This window comes from Pseudomonas sichuanensis, from assembly GCF_024749065.1.
Taxonomy (GTDB): Bacteria; Pseudomonadota; Gammaproteobacteria; order Pseudomonadales; family Pseudomonadaceae; genus Aquipseudomonas; species Aquipseudomonas sichuanensis.
On sequence record NZ_CP087185.1, the window covers coordinates 2,561,894 to 2,581,726 of the forward strand.

The 19,833-nt window shown below is 67.6% G+C and carries 15 protein-coding genes; 8 read left to right on the forward strand and 7 right to left on the reverse strand.

All coding sequences use genetic code 11. The annotated features are described in order from the left end of the window. Nucleotides 1-649 precede the first annotated feature (649 nt). A complete protein-coding gene (locus LOY51_RS11735) occupies nt 650-1,900 on the forward strand; it encodes an IS256 family transposase (RefSeq protein ID WP_258642375.1) in 1,251 nt (416 codons plus the stop codon). A 104-nt stretch (nt 1,901-2,004) separates the two neighbouring features. Here the strand turns inward: LOY51_RS11735 and LOY51_RS11740 are convergent, their stop codons facing one another. Together LOY51_RS11740 and LOY51_RS11745 are read right to left on the reverse strand one after the other, a co-directional pair. Continuing rightward, nucleotides 2,005-3,063, reverse strand: a complete 1,059-nt coding sequence (locus LOY51_RS11740; protein WP_258646302.1) for an ABC transporter substrate-binding protein — start codon at nt 3,061-3,063, stop codon at nt 2,005-2,007. After that, on the reverse strand, nt 3,060-4,208 hold the full coding sequence (locus LOY51_RS11745) for an LLM class flavin-dependent oxidoreductase (RefSeq protein WP_125858374.1): 1,149 nt from the start codon (nt 4,206-4,208) through the stop codon (nt 3,060-3,062). Before LOY51_RS11745 ends, LOY51_RS11740 begins: the two co-directional genes overlap by 4 nt. A 264-nt stretch (nt 4,209-4,472) precedes the next feature. On the opposite strand from LOY51_RS11745, the gene LOY51_RS11750 reads away from it, so the two are divergent. After that, complete coding sequence (locus LOY51_RS11750; RefSeq protein ID WP_125463775.1) at nt 4,473-5,213, forward strand: class II aldolase/adducin family protein; 741 nt, start codon at nt 4,473-4,475, stop codon at nt 5,211-5,213. Between the two features lie 40 nt (nt 5,214-5,253). Here the strand turns inward: LOY51_RS11750 and LOY51_RS11755 are convergent, their stop codons facing one another. Beyond that, entirely contained in the window at nt 5,254-6,483 is a 1,230-nt protein-coding gene (locus tag LOY51_RS11755) for an acyl-CoA dehydrogenase family protein (RefSeq protein WP_258646303.1), read from the reverse strand. 282 nt (nt 6,484-6,765) lie between these two features. On the opposite strand from LOY51_RS11755, the gene LOY51_RS11760 reads away from it, so the two are divergent. The 5 genes from LOY51_RS11760 to LOY51_RS11780 all read left to right on the forward strand — a co-directional run bounded on the left by LOY51_RS11760 (nt 6,766) and on the right by LOY51_RS11780 (nt 13,684). After that, the gene (locus tag LOY51_RS11760) at nt 6,766-7,851 is read left to right on the forward strand and encodes an ABC transporter substrate-binding protein (RefSeq protein ID WP_125858377.1); all 1,086 of its coding nucleotides are present in this window, start codon (nt 6,766-6,768) and stop codon (nt 7,849-7,851) included. After that, on the forward strand, nt 7,848-10,079 hold the full coding sequence (locus LOY51_RS11765) for a TonB-dependent receptor (protein ID WP_258646304.1): 2,232 nt from the start codon (nt 7,848-7,850) through the stop codon (nt 10,077-10,079). The genes LOY51_RS11760 and LOY51_RS11765 overlap by 4 nt, the downstream gene beginning before the upstream one ends. Nucleotides 10,080-10,158: 79 nt before the next feature. After that, nucleotides 10,159-11,334, forward strand: coding sequence for an LLM class flavin-dependent oxidoreductase (locus LOY51_RS11770; RefSeq protein WP_258646305.1), 1,176 nt, complete (start codon nt 10,159-10,161; stop codon nt 11,332-11,334). Nucleotides 11,335-11,337: 3 nt separating this feature from the next. Continuing rightward, on the forward strand, nt 11,338-12,162 hold the full coding sequence (locus tag LOY51_RS11775) for an ABC transporter permease (RefSeq protein WP_125858380.1): 825 nt from the start codon (nt 11,338-11,340) through the stop codon (nt 12,160-12,162). Next, nucleotides 12,155-13,684: an ATP-binding cassette domain-containing protein gene (locus tag LOY51_RS11780; protein ID WP_258646307.1), complete on the forward strand. Its 1,530-nt coding sequence runs from the start codon at nt 12,155-12,157 to the stop codon at nt 13,682-13,684. Before LOY51_RS11775 ends, LOY51_RS11780 begins: the two co-directional genes overlap by 8 nt. Here LOY51_RS11780 and LOY51_RS11785 read toward each other — a convergent pair. From LOY51_RS11785 to LOY51_RS11800, 4 genes are read right to left on the reverse strand one after another with little or no spacing between them, the layout of a single operon-like run. Next, complete coding sequence (locus LOY51_RS11785) at nt 13,656-14,612, reverse strand: ABC transporter permease (protein WP_258646309.1); 957 nt, start codon at nt 14,610-14,612, stop codon at nt 13,656-13,658. The two genes, LOY51_RS11780 and LOY51_RS11785, sit on opposite strands and share 29 nt — an antisense overlap. Beyond that, the gene (locus LOY51_RS11790) at nt 14,612-16,192 is read right to left on the reverse strand and encodes an ABC transporter substrate-binding protein (RefSeq protein ID WP_258646310.1); all 1,581 of its coding nucleotides are present in this window, start codon (nt 16,190-16,192) and stop codon (nt 14,612-14,614) included. The genes LOY51_RS11785 and LOY51_RS11790 overlap by 1 nt, the downstream gene beginning before the upstream one ends. After that, nucleotides 16,189-17,379 (reverse strand): LLM class flavin-dependent oxidoreductase, encoded by a 1,191-nt coding sequence (locus LOY51_RS11795; RefSeq protein WP_258646312.1) that lies wholly within the window; start codon nt 17,377-17,379, stop codon nt 16,189-16,191. The genes LOY51_RS11790 and LOY51_RS11795 overlap by 4 nt, the downstream gene beginning before the upstream one ends. Then, nucleotides 17,376-18,455, reverse strand: coding sequence for an ABC transporter substrate-binding protein (locus tag LOY51_RS11800; protein ID WP_258646314.1), 1,080 nt, complete (start codon nt 18,453-18,455; stop codon nt 17,376-17,378). Before LOY51_RS11800 ends, LOY51_RS11795 begins: the two co-directional genes overlap by 4 nt. Before the next feature lie 262 nt (nt 18,456-18,717). Here LOY51_RS11800 and LOY51_RS11805 point away from each other — a divergent pair, with 262 nt between their 5' ends. Beyond that, complete coding sequence (locus tag LOY51_RS11805) at nt 18,718-19,788, forward strand: sigma-54 interaction domain-containing protein (RefSeq protein WP_125858386.1); 1,071 nt, start codon at nt 18,718-18,720, stop codon at nt 19,786-19,788. The last annotated feature ends 45 nt before the right edge of the window (nt 19,789-19,833 follow it).

Consider the following 19,833-nt stretch of genomic DNA (forward strand, 5'->3'; position numbering starts at 1 on the left):
CGCCGAAGGGTGCTGCGCACCAGGGCCCTCCAGACGCCTGCGCTCAGCCTCCTGAAGTCGCGAAGTTAGGGGCGGCGCCTGGGCTGGCGTTAGCTGTCGCTAGTTGGATTGGTTGGGAACTCAGGATTGCAATCGCTGGCAAGCCAGCTCCCACAAGTTAGAGCGAAACTTTCAGACTTGCGCTGCACCTGTGGGAGCCGGCTTGCCGGCGATAAGGCCCGAACAAACAACACATAAACAACAGCCAAGCCTAGATAGCCGCATTACTGCTCTTGATCTGCTCTTGATCTGTTTTTGCTCTTGCTTCTAAGCGCGCAATAGTCCAGGCAACACAAATTGCGACTTCAGGAGGCCGAGTGGAGGTGACTGGAGGGCCCTGGTGCGCAGCACCCTTCGGCGTAAGCCGAAGGCGCGAGATGTAGACTTGCGCAGCAAGTCGTAGGCCGCGCGGGCCCGGAAGGCACCGGAGCGAGGGGACCCCGGAGCGCAGCGCAGGGGCCGTATGATGGGAGCGGGCGGCTTTGGTTACTTTGGCCAAGACCAAAGTAACCCGCCGTAAGGGCGGAAAGGTGACTAAAAGTCGCCATCGCCGCTGAAGAGGGTGTCAGAAATTTTGTGTTCGGGCATACCATGAGTAAGAGGTGCATGTATGCCAACCAAAAAGAAACCGCTTCGAGAGTTACCGAAGGTCCCGAAAGAGCTGCTTGAACAGTTTTCCGCGACCCCACTGATGACCGCAGAGGCTATCGAAGAGGCCTCTGCCGCCTTCAAGAAAGCACTGATCGAGCGAGCCCTGAACGCCGAACTGGGTCATCACCTGGGCTATCCACCGGGCGCGCAGCGCCCAGAGGATGAGACCAACCAGCGCAATGGCACGAGTGGCAAGACTGTACTGACAGGCGATGGCCCGCTACGGCTGGATATCCCTCGGGACCGTGACGGCAGTTTTTCGCCCATCCTGATCCCCAAGCATGAGCGCCGTTACACCGGATTCGATGACAAAATCATCGCCATGTACGCCCGTGGAATGACGGTCAGAGAGATCCGGGCCTTCCTGTCCGAGCAGTATGGAACCGACGTTTCACCCGATTTCATCAGCTCGGTGACAGACGAGGTCATGGAAGAGATTGGCGCGTGGCAACAGCGGCCACTGGAGCCGATGTACCCGGTCATTTTCTTTGATGCACTGCGAGTGAAGATTCGCGAAGAAGGCTTGGTGCGCAACAAGGCCATTTACTTGGCATTGGGCGTTCTCCCCGACGGGACGCGCGATATCCTGGGCATCTGGATCGAGAACACCGAGGGTGCGAAGTTTTGGATGAAGGTCTTTAACGATCTCAAGACGCGCGGTGTTGAAGATGTGCTGATTGCCGTGACCGATGGCCTCAAAGGCATGCCAGAGGCCCTCAGCGCAGTGTTTCCAGAAACGACGCTGCAGACGTGCATCGTGCACCTGATCCGCAACAGCCTCGACTACGCGGCCTGGGACAAGCGGCGGGCTCTGGCCAAGGAGCTGAAGCCGATTTACCAAGCCATCAATGCCGAAGCGGCTGAGCAAGCACTCGATGAGTTTGAGAACGGGCCGTGGGGCGAGAAATATCCGACGGTGGTGGCTGCTTGGCGACGGGCTTGGGATCGCGTGATTCCATTCTTTGTTTTCCCGCCCGCCATCCGAAAGGTGATCTATACCACCAACGCCATCGAGAGCATCAATGCCCAGCTACGCAAGGTCATCAAGACTCGCGGACATTTCCCGAATGATGATGCAGCGACCAAACTGATTTGGCTGGGATTGCGCAACATCACAGCCAATTGGGGAAAACCGGCCCATGACTGGAAAAGCGCGATGAATCAATTTGCGATTCTGTATGGAGATCGGTTCATCAGGCCAACCTGGTGAGAATCAGGGCCTGCCTAGCGGCAGGCCATTACCGGCCCGCACACAAAAAATCTGACAGTCCCCCGCTGAATGCGCATACATCTACAAAAACCAACACTTTGAACTCAAACCGCCAACCGCGAAGTCGACCGCAACACCGCCTCAAGCACACTAAAGTCAATCCACTCCCGCACATCGAACCGCCGCGGAATAAACCCCCACCGGTGTAAAAAATCGGTGAAATCCTGCAACCCCACAATCGACTGCTCATCAAGCATGGTCCGCAAGCGCCGATGCGCATCCTCCCCATAGGCCGTGGCCACCCAATGCTCACTGGTGTTCAGCTCACGGGCCAAAAACTGCCGAGTTTCCTCCGGGTGCGCCCAAGCCCACTGCTCAGCCCGCAACACACTATCGACGATCAGCCGCGCCGCCTCAGGATGATGCTGCAGCAGGTGGCCATCCATGGTCAGGGTCCGCGGCGTGCCGTTGTTCGAGCGGATCAACGGGTCAGGGTGCGACCCCGTGTCGATGACCACATGCAGCCCGAACTCGTTGGCCAGGCTCACCGCATGGGCACCCTTGAGGAAGATCGCATCGATGTCGCCGCGCAACAGACCGATCAGTTCGTTGTTGCGCAAGATCGGCCCGTTGCTGGCGTAGGCCACCGTGGTGCCGTGCACGCGGCGGATCTGCTCGTCGCTGTGGGTGCCGCCGTACGGGTAGTCCACCAGCTCCACGTCACTGACGCTCAGCCCTTCGAGCTTGAGGGCGTTTTCCAGGCCGCGCAGGGCCTGGGCACGGGTGAAATCGATCTGCACATTGGCCCACTTGGGCAGGCCGAAGCGCCGGTGACGCAGGTCGCGCACGCTCTTCACGCCGCTGTCTGCGGTGGTCAGGATCAACTGCACCTCGTCGCTCCACGACAAGCCGAGCAGGCGCGTGTCGCGCCCGCTGGCGTAGGCCCAGATCGCCGGGATGTTGCCGCCATGGCGCACCGAGTTGGGCAGGTGGTGGTCGTAGTGGGCTTCGCGCACATCGCGCAGCGCCGACTCGCGCAGCGCCTGGATATTGGTGCCGTGGGGGCGCAGGGCCTCGGCCAGGCGCCCGGACTCGACAGCCAGGCCGAGCCCGGTCGGTACCGGGCTGTGGGTGTACCAGAGGGTATCCAGTTGGGTGCTCATCGCAGGTCCTTGCGTGGCTGGTCGGGGGTGTTGCGCAGCAGCGGCAGGACTTCCTGGCCGATGCGCAGGGCTTCTTCGAGGTGCGGGTTGCCGGCCAGGATGAAGGTCGAGAAACCAGCCTCCTGGTACTCGGCCAGGCGTTCGGCGATGTTCTGGTGGCTGCCCACCAGGCCCACGGCCGGGCCGGGCTTGGCCTTGGCGAAACCGGCCCACAGGTTCGGCCCGATCATCAGGTCGTCGAAGCGCTCCAGGTGTTGGTGATAAGCCGTCTGGCGGGCGGCGCCGACCGAGTCGGAGCCGCGGGTGAAGTCCTGGCTGACTCGGCTGGGGCGGTTGCCGATGGCCTCGAACTGCCGGCGCAGGTCACGCCAGGCGGCGTCTTCGGTCTCGCGGGCGAACAGGTCCACGCGCAGGCCGAAGCGCACCTGGCGGCCCTGTTTGTCGGCCAGCTCGCGCACACGCTCCAGGTGCGGCTTGAGCGCCGCCACCGGCTCCGCCCAGTTCAGATAGACGTCGGCATGCCGGGCGGCAACGTCCAGGGCCGGGTCGGAGAAGCCCGAGAAATACACCGCCGGCTTGCGCTCGTGGCGCAGCTCTTCGGGCAGGCTGGCGTGCTCCAGGCGGTAGACCTCGCCCTCGTAGCTGAACTGCGGGTGGCGCCACAGGCCGTCGATGATGTCGAGGAACTCGTCGGTGCGCCGGTAGCGCTGGTCGTGGTCGAGGAAGTCACCGTGGGCCCGCTGGCTGGCGGGGTTGCCGCCAGTGATGATGTTCCAGTCCAGGCGGCCGTGGCTCAGGTGCTGGAGGATCGCGGCCTGCTGCGCCACATAGGCCGGCAGCGTCCAGGCGGCCTGGAACGCCACCAGAAAACGCAGGCGCCGGGTTTCCCGGGCCAGGGCCGCGGCGGCGATCCACGGCTCGGGGCCGGTGGGCAGCAGGGCGCCCTCGAAGCCTGCCAGTTCGGCGGCCTTGGCCACCTGGGCGATGTAGTCGATGTAGGTGAAACCGTCGGCGCTGCCGCTGGCCGTGCGGCCGGGGGCGATATGGCCGGGCCGGGCCGAGAAACTGCCACGGTCGTGCAGGTCGGTGCTCAGCTGGTGGCCATCGCTGCCCAGCGGCAGGCGCCAGAAGAATTCACTGCTCATGGATTCGCGTTCCTGAACCAAAGGTAGGGGTGACAAGGGATAGCAATGCCCATGCCACGCCCCTGGCCGCGGCCTGGCGAGGGCTTGCCGGTGGGCGCTGCTGCTGGAGCAGCACTGCGTCAGCAACGGCTGCTGGGGTGTCAGCAGCGGCGCGCCGCCCGCGTGCGACACAGGCCAGCGCGGGCGCGGCTTGGCCCACCTGGCACAGGTTCTGCTGACAGGCCAGGCAGCCATCTACGGCGCTTACCCTTGCCAGGAGTCAACATGAGCCAGATTTCCCCACTTCTCGACGCCGCCATTCTGGCCCAGGTCGAGCAGGCCAAGCGTGATACCGCCAAGGTATTCCGGGTGCTCAAGGACAGCCGCACGCTGACCGCCACCAACACCTTCCAGGCGCACCTGCGGGTGCCCGGCACGGACTTGGTGATCGCCCTGGCCACCCCCAGCCCGTGGGACGACGACCAGAGCATCCGCGCCGTGGTCGCCAGCTACGACGGCGTGGTCCACCTCGATGAATACCTGGCCCCGGGCGTGGCGCTCGGCGAAAGCCGCCAGGGCGGCGCGGGCAAGCGCTACGCCGCGGTGCTGCAACAGCGCCCCGAGGTCAATGTAGTGATCCACGTGCACACGCCGTACCTGGGCGGCTGGGCCGGCGCCCACCGGGCATTGCCGCTGGACTACGCCGCCGCCCAGCGCGTCACCCTGGCCCGCGAGCTGCCGGTGTACATCGACCGCCGCCAGCCGGAGTCGGCGTTCATCGTGCAGGTGATCGAGGCCAATCCGCACACCCCGGCGATTCTTGAAGCCAATGGCGGGGCGACGTTCTGGGGCGAGGGCATCCTCAAGTCGGCCAAGTGGATCCTGCTGTTCGAGGAGGGCGCCTACTTCCAGACGCTGGCCGAGGCGGTGGGCGGTGGCAAGCCGTTCGGGCCCGGCGTGCTCGAGCAGCAATGGCGCATGAGCGGGCTGTGGGAGCAGGGCCGGGCGCTGATCGCCGAGGTCTAGCCGCGGGTTGCCGCAGCGCCCGGGGCGCTGCGGTGCTGGCTCAGCCTTGCTTGGCGCGCAGGCCCTTTTCACCCTTGGCCAGGATGGCGGTGTACTCGCCAGGATCGACGCCGTTGAGGTAGTAGTTGCCGATGTGATGCAGGCGCCAGCGGATCGGGTCGTGGGTGGTGTGGGCCCGGGCATCGCGCCAGAAGCGATCGAGGTTCCATTTGCTGAGGATCGCGCTGGCACCCAGCAGCGAGAAGATGTCGCTGGCAATCTTCAACGCGGCGGCATCGGCATGGGCACGGGCGGTGGCCACCGCCAGGATCAGTTCGTCCTGCAACGGCTTGTCGTCCTCGTCCTGCAGGTGCTGGTCGAACAAGCGGGCGGCCTCGCGCAGCACGGCTTCGGCGCCGCGCAGGGCCACGGCGTACTCGCCGACCTGGCGGATGATGTGTGGCTCCTCCCAGGCATGCTCCACACCGCTTTCCACCCAGGGCCGGGCGCGGCTGCGCAGGTACTCGCTGCCGGCCTGCAGGGCGCCGGCGGCGATACCAGTGTCGATAGCCGCGTGGAGGATCTGCGGGAAGGTCAGGCCGGTGCGTTTCATCGGCCCTTCGCTGGCGACGAAGAAGTCGTCGTCCACCTCGATGTCGTGGAAGTTGACCGTGCCGCTGACCGAGTGGCGCTGGCCGAAGGCGCGCCAGTCGTCGATCAACTCAAGGCCGGGCGCCGCGCGGTTGATCCATACGCCTGCGGCGCCTTCGCCGTAGCTGGCGGTGAGCCAGATCCAGTCGGCCAGGTAGGCGCCGGTGCAGTAGAACTTGCTGCCGTTGAGCAGCAGGCGGCCGTCGGCGCCACGCGCCAGCTGGGTCTTGATGGCGAACTTGTTCTTGCCGCCGACTTCCGCCAGGGCGTTGGCCAGGCGCTTGCCGGCCAGCACGTCGGCGAGAATCCGGGCGCGGGCGGTGGCGCTGTAGCCCTCGATAATGCCGCGCAGCATCACGTTGTGGATCTGCAGGATCTGGCCGACGCCGCCATCGGCGCTGGCGATCAGGCGCACCACCTCGACGATGGTCGCCACCGAGGCGCCAAGGCCGCCGTACTGGCGTGGTACGCCGATGGCGGTGAGGCCGCTGGCGCTGAGCAGCTCGGCCTGGCGGATGGGCAGTTGCTGTTCGCTGTGCGGGTCGCTGGCCAGTTGGCTGATTTCGGTGGCCACTTCGCGGGCCACGGCGATGGCCTCGGCCTCGCTGTGCAGGGTTCTTGTGTGGGGGGTGTGGCTCATGGTGGCTCCTGGGTCGGTTAAGCGAGGCAGGGGCAGGAGCAAGTTCTGCGCCAGCGCCCGCAAACACCCTGGGCACGGGCCTGGCAGCGGCGGGGCAGGGGCTATGAACGGGGCGTTTGCGCAGCCAGCAGCAGCGCACTGCTGGCCAACTGCTGCTGAGGCAGCAGTAACCCCTTCAGATGAGCTGGAAGTACCGGAATACCTGGGCTGCAGCGGTTGGCATGGGCATTGCGATGTGCTCGGCAAACGGCCTAGTCGGCCCTCTCAATCCTGGAGTACTTCATGCCAAACGCTGCCAGCGCGCCTGCGTCGCCGCCCCCGCCTCTGGACCGCCTGTGGTTCACCCGTTGCCCGGTCCCCACCGCCTCCGGGCTGGCCTACAAACTGGGCTGGCTGCAACAAGAGTTCGCCGCCGACGGCATCCGCGTCGACACCTTGCAGGACGCCCGTGAACTGGGCCGCCATCACTACGACCACGAGCTGCCCGGGCTGATCCGCGAGGGCGGCAACGTGCCGGCCCTGGCGGCGCGCGCGGCGGGCTCGCCCACCCGGCTGATCGGCCTGACCTGGATCGAGGAGTGGCAGACCATCCTGGTTCGCCGCGATGCGGGCATCAGCCGCCCGGCCGACCTCAAGGGCAAGCGCCTGGCCTTGCCGGCCTGGAGCGAGGCCGGGCGCCCGGGCAGTTTCGTCCGCGCCATGAGCCTGCACGGCTATAGCAGTGCCTTGAAGCTCGGCGGGCTGGACTTCGACGACGTGCAGCTGGTCGAAGTGCCGCTGGCCAGCCTCGACGACGGGCCGGGGCCGGCCCGCATCGACCACCTGCAACGGCTGTGGAGCGGCCTGGATTACCTGGTGCGCGGTGAAGTCGATGCGGTCTACGTCAAGGGCGGCGCCGCGGCGGACGCGGCGCGGCGCCTGGGCCTGGTGGTGGGTATCGACCTCGACCTGATCGCCGCGCCGCGCTACCGCATCAACAACGGCACGCCGCGGCCGATCACCGTTCACCAACGGCTGCTCGACGAGCACTTCGACCTGGTGGTGCGCTTTCTCGCCCAGACCCTGCTGGCGGCCGACTGGGCTCGGGACAACCTTGGCCCGCTGCGCGCCATCCTCGCCGAAGAGACCGCTTCCGAGCAGGCGGGCATCGAGCAGGCCTACCGGGGCGACTTCCACGCCTCGCTGCACCCGGACCTGTCTGCCGAGCGCCTGGAATACCTGGCCCTGCAAAAGCACTTCCTCTACCGCCATGGCTTTCTCGAACGCGACTTCGAGCTGGCCGGCTGGGCCGACCCACGCCCGCTGCAGGCGGCCCACGAACTGATCGCCCGCCGTCATGGCGCCCGGCTTGGAGTGACACCCGCATGAAACCGCCTTTCCAGTTGCAGCGCCTGGCCTTGCTGATCGCCCTGGGGGCTGGCCAGGCCCTGGCCGCCGACAGCGTGGCGCCGCAAGCCGACCCGCAGACCCTGACCACGGTCACCGTCACCGCGCAGAAACGCGAAGAGTCGCTGCAGGATGTGCCGGCGGCCATCTCGGCGGTGTCCGCCGAGCAGATCCGCAACACCGGTGGCGGCTTCACCGCCGGCAAGGCGCTGCAGGATGTGCCGAACGCCATCGCCCCGGAGTTCGCCGGCCACCAGCGGCCGCGCTGGTACATCCGTGGCATGGGCTCGGGTGACATGGCCTCGACCACGGTGTACCCGGTGGGCATCTACACCGACGATGTCTATATCAGCCCCCACGTGGCCACGGGCTTCCCCCTGTACGACCTGGAGCGGGTGGAAATCCTGCGCGGGCCCCAGGGCACCCTGTGGGGCAAGAACACCACTGGCGGGGCGATCAACTTTGTGTCGCGCAAGCCGAGCTTTGCCGAGCCCGCCAATGGCTACTTCAAGGTCGATGCCGGCAACTACGCCTCACGGCTGTACGAAGGTGCCTATGGCGGCAGCCTGGTGCAGGACCGCCTGGCGGCGCGGGTAGCCTTCAGCGAGCAAAGCCGCGATGGCCAGTTGAAGAACCTGGTGGACGGCCACACGGTCGGCGATATCCATGACCAGGCGGTGCGCGCGCAACTGCTCGCGCAAATCACCGAAGACCTGCAAGCGACCCTGCAGCTGCATGCCCGCGACTACCTCGGCCAGGGCATCGCCACCCGTGCCTGGGGCAGTGGCCCCGGCTACACCACGCTGTTCGGCCCGACCCCGATGCTGGACACCGACGAAGCCGCGTTCACCGGCAAGGCCGAAGACCGCATTCGCCACAACGGCGTGCAACTGGGCCTGAAATGGCAACTGGGCGAGCTGCAACTGGACTCGATCACCGCCTTCGACGATGTCACCGAGAAGGCCCAGGGCCCGAACATGAGCATCTACGAGTTCGGCCGCTCCTATGGCGACGACCACTGGAAGCAGGTGTCCCAGGAGCTGCGCCTGTCGTCGCCGCGTGATCAGACCGTGAGCTGGATCGTCGGCACCCACCTGTTCCACGAAAGCCTCGACAGCGCCAGCAGCAGTGCCATTCTGCCGGCGGCCTACAACCAGGCGTTCGACGTCGCCAGCTATGGCCGTACCGACCTTGAGCAGAGCACCACCAGCTACGCGCTGTTCGGCAGCAGTACCTGGCAGGCCACTGACGACCTGCGCCTGACCCTTGGCCTGCGCTGGACCCGCGAGACCAAGGACATCGACCTCGACCGCGTGGTCGCACCCGACGCCGCCAGCGTGTCGGTGGGCAGCAATGCCGACTGGTGGCGCAGCTACAACGGCGCGCTGGTGACCGCCGCGCAGCAGGACGACAAGCGCACCTGGAACAAGCTGACCTATGACTTCACCCCCGAGTACCAACTGAACGACAACGCGCGGGTGTACTTCCGTTATGCCAAGGGCTTCCGTTCCGGTGGCTTCAATGGCGGCGCCACGGTGCAGGCGGAAACCTCGGTGGTGTCGCCGGAGACCGTCGATGCCTACGAGCTGGGGATCAAGAGCGAATGGCTGGACGAGCGCCTGGTGGCCAATGCCAACGTCTTCTACTACGACTACTCGGACATCCAGGTCAACGCGGTGTCGGTGCGTGACGGCCAGGTGGTGTCGCTGCTGACCAACGCCGCCCAGGGCGTGATCCGTGGCGCCGAGTTCGAACTGCAGGCGCTGCCGCTGGACAACCTGCACCTGAACGCCTCGGTCGGCCTGCTGCACACCGAACTGCAGGACTTCGTCTCCGGCGGCGTGGACTACTCCGGCAACCGCATCGCCCGCTCGCCGGCGCGCACCCTGTCGCTGGGCGCCCGCTACCGCATCCCGCTGGCCGGCGGCGATGCCGTGACCCTGGAAAACACCTGGCGCTACCAGGGCCGCATCTACTTCCTGCCCACCTCCCAGGAGGACCACAGCGTGTCCCAGGGCGGCTACACCCTGGGCAACGCCAGCGCCACCTACCACTTCGGCGGCGCGCTGGACCTGGATGTCAGCGCCTACGTCAACAACCTGACCGACAAGCAGTACAAGACCGACAGCGTGCCGTTGCCGTTCGACATCGCCTGGGATGCCCGTGGCGACCGGCGCACCTACGGGCTGTCGCTCACCACCAACTTCTGACCGAGCGGGGGACAGACCCCGCCTTGGCACCCGAGCCGTCGCGTGCACCCGACGAACCTCTTTTCAAGGAACAACCCTGATGGCGATCAAACTGCTCTGGTACCTCACCGCCCCCGACGGCCCTTACCCGTGGGAGGCCGAGGGCCGCTGGCGAACCGGTTTCAACCACCTCAAGCAAGTGGCCGTGGCGGCCGATCGCCTGGGCTATTACGGCGCGCTGCTGGGCACCGGGCCCAACGCCAACCTGGTGACGGCGACCTCGCTGATCGACGCCACCGAACGCCTGCGCTTTCTGGTGGCCCAGTACCCCGGCGAACTCTCGCCCGCGGTGTTGGCCCATTACGCGCTGACGTTCGACAAGTACTCGGGCGGGCGCCTGCTGCTCAACCTGGTCAACGGCAACGATGACGGGCTGGCGTCGCTTGGCGTGCATTTCCCCCACGCCGAGCGCTACCAGTTCAGCCGCGATTACTGGCGTGCGTTCCAGCATGTGTATGCCGGCCGTACCGAGGCGTTCGACAGCCCCTACGTCAAGCTTGCCGCGCGTGCGCCCGAGGACGCCGAGCACCCGCTGGGTGGCTGGAACGCCCCACGGCAATTGCCCGGCGTGCCGTTCTGGGGGGCGGGCAGCTCGCCGGCCGGGGTGGCCCATTCGGTGGAGCTGCTGGACGTTTACCTGAGCTTTGCCGACACCCCGCGCAAGCTGGGCGACAAGTTCCGCCGGGTCGCTGCCGAGGCGGCCAAGCTTGGGCGCACCCTGAGCTACGGCACGCGGCTGCAGATCATCGTGCGGGAAACCGAGGCGCAAGCCTGGGCGCATGCCGAGCACCTGCTGCAGCGCACGTCGTTGCAGACCGCACTGGACGCGGTCGCCAGCCAGTTGCCGGCGGGCGAGACGCTGCACAGCTACCGCAGCGAAGACCCGCGCGTGCAGCGTTGCCTGGAGGCCCTGAAGGCCGGGCGCTTGCCGGCGCTGCGTGACCTGGAGGTATACCCCAACGTTTGGACCGGCCCCAGCCTGTTCGGCTTCGACATCCTGCGCCCGGCGGCGGGCACCTACCTGGTCGGCAGCGCCGAACAGGTCGCCGAGCGCCTGCGCGAGTACCAGGCAGAGGGTGTTTCGGCGTTCATCCTGTCGGGCTTCCCGCTGGTGGACGAGGCGCAGCGGGTGGCCGACCTGCTGTTCCCGCTGCTGGAGCTGGACCACGGTTTCGCCGTGACCCCGCTCAACGGCTCCCATCGCCAGGAGGGCTGAGCCATGCGCCAGGTTGCCCAGGGTTCGGCAAAGCAGCTGTTGCGCCGTGGCCTGTTGTGGTTCGCGGCGATCCTGCTGCTGGCCTTGTGCGGCCCTTGGCTGGCACCCCATGACCTCACCGCCTTGCGCGGCGAGGTGTATGGCCCGGCGCTAGGCGGGGCGCCGCTGGGCTTCGACTACCTGGGGCGCGATGTGCTGTCGCGGGTGCTGGCCGGCGGTCGTTCGCTGGTGCTGATGAGCCTGGCCGCCGCCACCCTGGCCTTGTTGGTGGGCACCGTACTGGGCCTGCTGGCGGGGTTCAGCCGCGGTTGGGCGGACCGCCTGTTGCAGTGGTTGGCCGACCTGTCGCTGGCCTTTCCGGATTTGATCCTGGTGCTGCTGGTGGTGTCGTTGCTCGGCCGTGAGCCGTGGCTGATCGTGGCGAGCGTGGCGTTCGCCTTCTTGCCGGGCACCTTGCGCCTGGCCAGGAGCAGTGCCCTGGCCCTGGCCGGGCAGGAGTTCGTCGAGGCGGTGCGGCTGCTGGGCGTGCCGCGCTGGCGGATCCTGCTCGGCGAAATCCTGCCGAACATGCTCGGGCCGCTGCTGGTGCACTACGGCAACCTGCTGACCTGGGCGGTCGGCATCCTCTCGGGCTTGAGCTTTCTGGGCTACGGGGTGGCGCCGCCGGCGGCCGACTGGGGCCTGATGATCCAGGAAAACCAGATGGGGCTGCGCCTGCAGCCGTGGCCGGTGCTATTGCCGGTGTTGTTGATCGCTTCGTTTGCCTATGCCTGCGACCTGCTGGCCGAAGGCGTTTCCCGTTGTTTCCAGGAAGGTAGCCATGTCTGAATACCTACTCACTGTCAATGGCCTGCGGGTGGCCCTGGCCTCGGGGCGCGAGGTGCTCAAGGGGATCTCGTTGAACATTGCCGCCGGGGAGATCGTTGCCCTGGTGGGCGAGTCTGGCGCGGGCAAGTCGACCCTGGCCCTGGCGCTATTGGCCCACGCCAGGCGCGGCGCCAGGGTCAGCGCGGGGCAGGTGCTGGTGGCCGGCCAGGCGCTGCTGGGCTTGCAGGGCGAAGCCCTGCGCCAGGCCCGTGGCGCTCTGGTGGGCTATGTGCCGCAGGACCCGGCCATGGCCCTCAACCCGGCACGGCGCATCGGCAGCCTGCTGCTGGAAACCTTGCGCGCGCATCAGCGCCTGGCGGGCCCCGCCGAACAGGCGCGGCTGCGCCAGACCCTGGTCGATGTCGGCCTGCCCGACGATGCCGGGTTCCTGCGCCGTTATGCCCATCAGCTTTCCGGCGGCCAGCAACAGCGCCTGCTGCTGGCCTTGGCGTTCGTGCTGCAGCCGCGGCTGATCGTGCTGGACGAGCCGACCACGGCGCTCGATGTCACCACCCAGGCCCATGTGCTCGAGACCTTGCGCGGGCTGTGCCGGCAGCGCGGGGTGGCGGCGCTGTATGTGTCCCACGACCTGGGGCTGGTCGAGGCGCTGGCCGACCGGGTGCTGTTGATGCGTGACGGTGAGTTGCTGGAGAGCGCCACGGCCACGGCGTTCTTCCGCCAGCCCCGCCATGCTTATGGCCAGCAGTTGCTGGCCGCCATGCCGCAACGTTCGACGCGCAGGCCCCGTGCGCCGGGTGCCGACGCGCTGCTGAGCGTGAGCGGGCTGTCGATCCGCCAAGGCGGGCGAGCATTGCTGAGTGCGGCGGCCTTTACCTTGCACGCGGGCGAATGCCTGGCCCTGGTCGGCGCCTCCGGTTGCGGCAAGACCAGCCTGGCCCGGGCGTTGGTCGGCCTGGGTGAGGAGGTGAGCGGGCAGTTGCTGCTGGAGGGTGCGCCGCTGCCCTTGCCCCTGGAAAGGCGCGATGCCCGGCAGCGGCGTGCGGTGCAGTACGTGTTCCAGAATGCCTACCGGGCGCTGAACCCTCGCTTGCGCATTGCCCAGAGCCTGGCTACGCCGCTGCGCCACTGCTTTGGCCTGGCCGGTGCGGCATTGCAGGCGGCCTTGGCCGAGGCGCTGGCCAAGGTGGCGTTGCCGCTGGAGGTGCTGCGCAAGTACCCCGGCGAGTTGTCCGGGGGTGAACGCCAGCGGGTCGCCATCGCCCGCGCCCTGGCGTGCAGGCCGAAAGTGTTGGTGTGCGATGAGATCACCTCGGCGCTGGACGCTGCCACCCAGGTGGCAATCCTCGACCTGCTGCAAGGCTTGCAGGCCGAGGGCCTGGCCGTGCTGTTCGTCACCCATGACCCGCAGGTGGTGCGCAGCCTGGCCAACCGGGTGCTGACCTTCGACGCCGGGCGGCTGCTGGAGCGCCCGACGGACCTTGCGCCGGCGTTGCTCAAACCGCCGTGCGCAGCCGTGGGGTGAGCAGTACCGTCAGCGCATCGGCGAGCAGATTGACCAGCACCACGAAGGCCGCGACCAGGCTGATGCCGGCCTGGATCAGCGGCACGTCGCGGCGGCGCAAGGCGTCGTTGAGCAGATTGCCCAGCCCCGGGTAGTTGAAGGCGATTTCCACCAGCAACACGCTGCTGAAGAACACGCTGAGCACCAGGGCCATGCCCTGCACCAGCGGCAGCAGGGCATTGGGCAGGGCGTGGCGCAGCAGCAGGCGCCAGGGCGCGATGCCGCGCAGGCGGGCGGCGTCGAGGTAGTCGCTGTTCCAGGCCTCGATCATGGCCGCCCGTTGCAGGCGCACCAGGTAGGGGGCGGCCGACAGCAACAGGGTCAGCGCCGGCAGGGCCAAGTAGCGGGGCTGGGCCCAGGGCGAACGCTCGCTGTCGAGCAGCGACATGGCCGGCAGCCAGGTGAACACGCTGGTGGCCAGCAGCATGATCAACAGCACCGCGACGACGAACACCGGCAGCGACTTGAACAGCGCCAGCAGCGGCAGGCACAGGCGGTCGAGCCGGCCGCCCTGGCGCAGCGCCAGCAGGCTGCCCAGGGCCAGCGCCAGCAGCAGCGCCGGCAGCGCGAAGGCGCCGAGCAGGGCCAGCGAGGCGCCAAGGCGCTCGGCCAGCAGCGGCACCACGGCGACGTGGGAATCCAGCGACTGGCCGAAGTCACCGCGCAGGGCGCTGCCCAGCCAGTCCAGGTATTGGCTGGCCAGGGGCCGGTCCATGCCCAGTTGGTGCCGCAGGGCCTGCACGCTCGAAGCCGGCGCGCCGGGGCCGAGGATCACCCGTGCCGGGTCCGAGGGCAGCAGGCGGATGGCGAGGAACACCAGCAGGCTGATGCTCAGCACCCCCAGCAGGCCGGCGCCCAGGCGCAGCGTGAGCCAGCGCAAGGGCCGCATCAGGCGTGCTCCTTGAGCCACAACTGGTCGAAGCGCCAGGTGGGGAACAGGGTCTTCTCGGCGTGCGCGCCGCCCACCCGGCTGGAGACGCCGTCCAGCAGGTTGGCGTAGCCCCATACCAGCAGGCCGCCGCGCTCGTACTGGATACGCTGCGCCGCGTGGACCAGCGGGGTGCGTTTGGCCAGGTCCGGCTCGGCCAGGGCCTTGAGGAACAGCTCGGCGAACTGCGGGTCGTTGAAATGGGTCTTGTTGGCCACCGACACCGGCGCGTCGGCGTGCAGGGCGCAGGTGAGGAACGGCGCACCGATGCTGCCGCCGGTGCTGAAGGCCCATTCGGTGTGCTGGGGGCCGTTGAAGGTGGCGCTGTCGACCTGGCGCACCTGGACGTCGACGCCGGCGCGCTTGGCCTGTTCGGCGAACACCAGCGCCGAGGTCACGGCGGCGCCGTCCTGCTCGGCCACCAGTTCGACGCTGAGCTGCTCGTGGCCGGCCTCGCGCAGCAGCGCCCTGGCCTGCGCCACGTCGTGGGGGCGCGGGGCAATGCTGTGGTCGAAGGTCGGGTCGTGGGGCGCGTACAGGTCGTTGGCCACCCGGCCTTGGCCGTTCAGCGCGCGGGCCACCAGCTCTTCGCGGTCGGCCAGCAGGCGGAAGGCCTGGCGCACCCGCACGTCATCGAACGGCGCTTTTTGCGTGTTCATGTCGAAGCTCAGCCAGTTGCTGGTCACCGAGCTGAGGGTGTGCACGTTGGGCACGCCTTGCAACAGGCGCAGGTGCTCGCCGGCCAGGGCGTTGGCCAGGTCGATCTGCTCGGCCTGCAGTGCGGCCAGGCGGGCGTTCTGGTCCTTGAAGTCGATGATCTCCAGCTCGTCGGCGTAGGGCTGGTTGGGCTTGTAGTAGTTCTCGAAGCGGGTGAACAGCGAGCGCTGGCCGGGGGTGAAGCTTTTCAGCTTGTAGGGGCCGGCGCCCACCGGGTTGGTTTGCGGGTGGTAGTCCACCGGCACGATGCCGCCGAAGTTGACCCAGGTTTCCGGCAGCGGCACGAAGCCGGCGCCGTCGACGAAGCGTACGCGGATGGTGCGGTTGTCGAGCTTTTGCAGGTTGTCGCGGTCGATCCAGTGCAACAGCGCGGCGTAGGGCGAGGCCAGTTGCGGGTCGGTGAGGCGGCGCACCGAGAAGATCAGGTCGTCGGCGTCGATGGTCTTGCCGTGGTGGAACTCCAGGCCCTGGCGCAGGCGCAGGGTCCACACCTTGCCGTCGGCGCTGACCTCGGCCTCTTCGGCCAGGGCCAGGCGCGGCAGCATGTTTTCGTCCCACTCCCACAGCTTGCTGTACAGGGCGAAGCCGCGGACGATGCCGCCGCCCATGGGCTTGTGGGCATCCAGGTCGCCGCCGGGGCCGCCGTCGATGATGCCCAGGCGCAGGCGCCCGCCATGGCGTGGGCCGCTGTCGCCGGTGCTGCTGGTGGCAGGGCGCGGGGCTTGGTCGCAGCCGCCGAGCAGCCCGGCGCCCAGCGCCAGGCCGCCCAGGGCCAGGCTGGCGCCGATGAAGCGACGCCGGCCGAAAGGTGGGCGCTCGATCATGCCGGCACCCCCGGGTTGTTGGCCGCTGCCGGGCGGCCGGCGGGGCGGCGCTGCTGACGGAAGTGCGGCAGGATGTGCTCGCCGATGCGGTAGCTCTCTTCCAGGTGCGGGTAGCCGGCGAGGAAGAACAGGTCGATGCCCACCGCGTGGTACTCGCGGATGCGCGCCACCACGTTCGCGTAGCTGCCCACCAGGGCGATGCCCGGCGGCAGGCCGATGTAGCCGAAGCCCGACCAGACGTTGGGGTGGATGAAGAAGTCATCGAAGGCCACGCCTGCGTGCTTGTCGCCGTATTCGTGCTCGAAGCTCAGCTTACGCGCCGAGCGCAACCCGGCATGGGCGGCCAGGGCCTTGACCACGCCCTTGGCGATGCCTTCGTCGAAATAGCGCTTGGCTTCGGCGAAGGCTTCCTCATCGCTGGGGCGGGTGATCACGTCGATCGACAGGCCGAAGCGGATCCCGGGGTTGCCGTGGGCGATGGCGCGTTGGCGCACATCGTCGATCAGGGCGCGGATATCCTCGGGGCGTTCGGCGCGCATCAGGTAGTAATCAGCGTGCCTGGCGGCCAGCTCGCGGGCCGCCTCGGAGGAGCCGGCGGTGCAGATCAGCGGCAGCTCGGCTTTTTTCTGCGGGCCGCGCAGGCCGCCGCCGTCCGCCTGGTAGTAGGTGCCCTGGTAGTGGAACTGCTCGTTGTGCCAGTAGCCCTTGACCACGTCGAGGAATTCGCTGGCGCGGCGGTAGCGGTCGTCGTGGTCGGTGAAGTCGCCGACCTGGCGCTGGATCACCTCCGAGCCGCCGTTGATGATGTTCCACACCAGGCGATTGCCGCTGGCGCGCTGGTAGGTGGCGGCCATCTGCGCGGCGGCGAAGGGCGAGAAGTGGAAGGGCTGGAAGGCGGTGACGAACTTGAGCCTGCGGGTTTCCCGGGCCAGCAGCGAGCACACCGTCCACGGCTCTTCGCCGCCGGGGGCGTTGACCATCAGCACGCCGCCGAAGCCGTTGATTTCGGCGGCGCGGGCGATCTGGCCGAGGTAGTCGATGTAGGTGAAGTCGTCGCCCACGGCAAAGTCGGAGACCGCGCCGCCTTCGCTGGCCGGTGCCTGCCAGTCGCCGCGGTTGCGTGGGTCGCCGGGCAGGTGAAGGGTTTCGCCATGCAGCGGCAGGCGGGTGAAGAAGTCGATGCTCATGGGGTAACTCCGGTGGCGTTCTGGGCAGTGTCGAGGGCCGGCCAGGTGTGCTGCAGGTTCTGTTCGAGCAGGGCCTGGCGGGTGAAATGGGTGGCCAGCGCCGGGGCGATGTCGACCTTGGCGCGAACCAGCTTGTTGTCCAGGGCGTACTGGCTCAGGGCGTTGTAGTGGGCCTGCAGCTGGGCGTCGGTTTTCGGTGCCCAGCGCTGCGCCCACGGCACCGGGTCGCCCTGGCTTTCCCGGCGCAGCACGCTCTCTGGGGTGCCGGCGCGCGAGGCGTAGCGGTAGAAGGCGTCGGCGTTCTGTTCCTGGGCGATCCAGCCGGCGGCGCGCACCCAGGCGTTGGCGACCAGCTGGGTGAGGTCGGCGTGGTCGTTGACGAAGCGGTCGGTGGCCCACAGGTCGGAGACCAGGCGCCAGTCGTTGCTGCCTTGCTTGGTCGACCAGATCACCTTGGCCACCTGCTTGTCTTCGAGCAGGTAGCTTTCGCTGAGCAGCACGGCGGCATCGACCTTGCCGGCGGACACGGCGGCGGCGCCCACCTGGGGGTTGAGGTTGCTGATCTTGAAATCGGCCAGGCTCAGGCCTTTGCTGGCGAGGAACTGGCTGAAGGCGAACTCCCAGGGGCGGCCACGGTGCAGGGCCAGGCGTTTGCCCTTGAGGTCTTCGACAGTGGTGGCGCTGGAGTGGGCCGGCACCACCAGGTAGACGTTGTCGCCGTTGCCGCCGGGCACCACCAGCTTGCCCGGCACGCCGCCGGCCAGGGCGATCACCGAGGGCAGGTCGCCGCGCACGGCGAAGTCCAGGCTGCCGTTGGCGAAGCCTTCGTTGATCTGCGGGCCGGCGTTGGCGTGGGGCAGGGCTTGCCATTGCAGCTCGGCGCCGCGCTCGCGCAGGGCCTGTTGCAGCCAGCCTTCTTCCACGACCCGCCCGGCGATGCCGCCGAACACCGGTTGGCCGCCCTGGGTGAAGGAAACGATGGCGATCCTGACCGGCACCAACGGCTCGGCCTGGAGGGGCCAGGCGCAGATCAGTGAGGCGAGGGCGAGCAGGCCGTTACGGCAGAAGGTGAGCATGGGCGCGATCCTTGGACGAGTGCAATGCCAAGGCGTCGGCAAGATGCATGCCAGGGGTTTTTCGCTGGTTTTAGTGGGCTGCAGGCTGCACGGCTGCTGGTTCGGGGGCAGCTGTTGCTGCTGCACTGCTGCTGTAGCAGCAGTGGGGTGGGTATGTGTAAAAAGGAATATGCAAAGACGAATTTATAATTATTTGGCCTAACAGGGTTTGGGGCATGATGCGCCATGGCACGCCCATCGCCGCCGTTGTAAGGAAACGATCATGACCCAGCTGACCCACCCACACGCCCGTGAACTGACCAAGTCGGTCCGCGCCACCGTGCTGGTTTTCAAGGACCCGCGCTCCCAGGAGCTGCTCAGCCGCATCGAGCGGCTGGCGCCCAGTGAAGCCAATGCGTTGATCATTGGCGAAACCGGTACCGGCAAGGAGCTGGTCGCTCGCCATGTGCACCACCTGAGCCGGCGCAGCCAGGCGCCGTTCGTGGCGGTGAACTGCGGCGCCTTCCCCGAGACCCTGGTGGAAAGCGAGCTGTTCGGCCACGAGAAAGGCGCCTTTACCGGCGCCACCAGCAGCAAGGCCGGCTGGTTCGAGGCGGCCAACGGCGGCACCTTGTTCCTCGATGAGATCGGTGACTTGCCGCTGGGCATGCAGGTCAAGCTGCTGCGGGTGTTGCAGGAGCGCGAAGTGGTGCGCCTGGGGTCACGCACGCCGATCCCGATCAATGTGCGGCTGGTGGCCGCGACCAACGTCAACCTGGCCGACGCAGTGGTGGCCGGACACTTTCGCGAAGACCTGTTCTACCGCCTGCACGTGGCGACCATCCGCCTGCCGCCGCTGCGCGAGCGGCCAGGGGACATCCTGCCGCTGGCCGAGTTCTTCCTTGAGGAGCACTGCCAGCGCCTGGGCTACCAGCGTGCGTGCCTGAGCGAGGAGGCCGAGCGCAAGCTGCTCACCCATCCGTGGCCGGGCAATATCCGCGAGCTGGAAAACGCCCTGCACCATGCGCTGCTGGTGTGCCGCCACCAGCGCGTGCAGCCGAGCGACCTGAACCTGGCCGACCTGCGGCCCAACTTGCCGGCAGCGGCCGCCGCCGGCTACGCCGCGCCCTTGGAGGTGAGCCTGGAGGCAGCGCTCAATGCACTGTACGAACAGAACCTGGACAACCTGTACGAGCACATCGAGGCCACCATCTTCCGCACGGCCTACCGCTATTGCCACGGCAACCAGCTGCAGACCGGGCGGCTGCTCAACATCAGCCGCAATATCGTGCGTGCGCGGCTGGAGTTGATCGGCGAGCTGAAGCCTTCAGCCCAGGCGGCCGGCCAGGGGTGAGGCGCTGTGCCTGGTCCTGCTCTATGCTCAAGCCTTCGTCCATAG

What these genes read in the sequence shown, in the direction of transcription:
- LOY51_RS11735 (WP_258642375.1), top strand. Translation starts at nt 650, where the DNA reads ATGCCAACCAAAAAGAAACCGCTTCGAGAGTTACCGAAGGTCCCGAAA.
- LOY51_RS11740 (WP_258646302.1), bottom strand. Translation starts at nt 3,063, where the DNA reads ATGAGCACCCAACTGGATACCCTCTGGTACACCCACAGCCCGGTACCG.
- LOY51_RS11745 (WP_125858374.1), bottom strand. Translation starts at nt 4,208, where the DNA reads ATGAGCAGTGAATTCTTCTGGCGCCTGCCGCTGGGCAGCGATGGCCAC.
- LOY51_RS11750 (WP_125463775.1), top strand. Translation starts at nt 4,473, where the DNA reads ATGAGCCAGATTTCCCCACTTCTCGACGCCGCCATTCTGGCCCAGGTC.
- LOY51_RS11755 (WP_258646303.1), bottom strand. Translation starts at nt 6,483, where the DNA reads ATGAGCCACACCCCCCACACAAGAACCCTGCACAGCGAGGCCGAGGCC.
- LOY51_RS11760 (WP_125858377.1), top strand. Translation starts at nt 6,766, where the DNA reads ATGCCAAACGCTGCCAGCGCGCCTGCGTCGCCGCCCCCGCCTCTGGAC.
- LOY51_RS11765 (WP_258646304.1), top strand. Translation starts at nt 7,848, where the DNA reads ATGAAACCGCCTTTCCAGTTGCAGCGCCTGGCCTTGCTGATCGCCCTG.
- LOY51_RS11770 (WP_258646305.1), top strand. Translation starts at nt 10,159, where the DNA reads ATGGCGATCAAACTGCTCTGGTACCTCACCGCCCCCGACGGCCCTTAC.
- LOY51_RS11775 (WP_125858380.1), top strand. Translation starts at nt 11,338, where the DNA reads ATGCGCCAGGTTGCCCAGGGTTCGGCAAAGCAGCTGTTGCGCCGTGGC.
- LOY51_RS11780 (WP_258646307.1), top strand. Translation starts at nt 12,155, where the DNA reads ATGTCTGAATACCTACTCACTGTCAATGGCCTGCGGGTGGCCCTGGCC.
- LOY51_RS11785 (WP_258646309.1), bottom strand. Translation starts at nt 14,612, where the DNA reads ATGCGGCCCTTGCGCTGGCTCACGCTGCGCCTGGGCGCCGGCCTGCTG.
- LOY51_RS11790 (WP_258646310.1), bottom strand. Translation starts at nt 16,192, where the DNA reads ATGATCGAGCGCCCACCTTTCGGCCGGCGTCGCTTCATCGGCGCCAGC.
- LOY51_RS11795 (WP_258646312.1), bottom strand. Translation starts at nt 17,379, where the DNA reads ATGAGCATCGACTTCTTCACCCGCCTGCCGCTGCATGGCGAAACCCTT.
- LOY51_RS11800 (WP_258646314.1), bottom strand. Translation starts at nt 18,455, where the DNA reads ATGCTCACCTTCTGCCGTAACGGCCTGCTCGCCCTCGCCTCACTGATC.
- LOY51_RS11805 (WP_125858386.1), top strand. Translation starts at nt 18,718, where the DNA reads ATGACCCAGCTGACCCACCCACACGCCCGTGAACTGACCAAGTCGGTC.